The sequence below is a fragment of the Cupriavidus sp. L7L genome (assembly GCF_004353535.1).
Lineage (GTDB): Bacteria > Pseudomonadota > Gammaproteobacteria > Burkholderiales > Burkholderiaceae > Cupriavidus > Cupriavidus oxalaticus_A.
In genome coordinates, this window is the sequence record NZ_SMNY01000101.1 from 1 (window position 1) to 521 (window position 521).

At 67.9% G+C, this 521-nt stretch carries 2 protein-coding genes; both read right to left on the reverse strand.

Annotation, left to right across the window (positions count from 1 at the left end; genetic code table 11):
* The coding region (locus E1J61_RS35930; RefSeq protein WP_243737117.1) for a PIN domain-containing protein at positions 1–266 on the reverse strand (266 nt) is incomplete at its 3' end.
* 59 nt (positions 267–325) lie between these two features.
* Positions 326–521 (reverse strand): antitoxin (locus E1J61_RS35935; protein WP_243737118.1); only part of this gene is annotated, 196 nt, incomplete at its 5' end.

Below are 521 nucleotides of genomic sequence, written 5' to 3' on the forward strand. Positions count from 1 at the left end.
GCGCCAGTCTCCAGCGCGTGCGCGGCAATCAGCAAGTCCAGCGCCCCCATCGGCTGCCCTTGAGATTCCAGTGCAGCGCGGGTTTCACCATAGCCGGCCATCACCGAAGGGGGCCAAGGCAACACCTCGACCCGACGCAGCAACTCGTCCACTGCACGCGCGAGGCGCGCTGCGCCGGGGCGCTTGGCCAGCCCGTACATCAGTTCCGCGCCGGTGATGACCGACAGGCACAGCGTCGCCATCGGCGCGGCTGTCACGCGTGCCACGACTGCTGGGTGTCCTCGCAGCAGATGGCTCACGATATTAGTGTCAAGCATGTAGCGCGTCATTCGAGACCCGCCAGCGGATCCCGGGGTTGCTCGTCCTGCGCGCGCTCGGCCAGGAAGTCTGCCGGCACGGCGCTGCCCTGGATGGCGGCCAGGAAGCCGTCCCAACTCTCCGGCCGGCGCGACAGGATCACGTCGCCGGTGGACGGGTCACGGCGGATATAGACCTCGCGCTCAGCAAAGCGGAACTCCTGA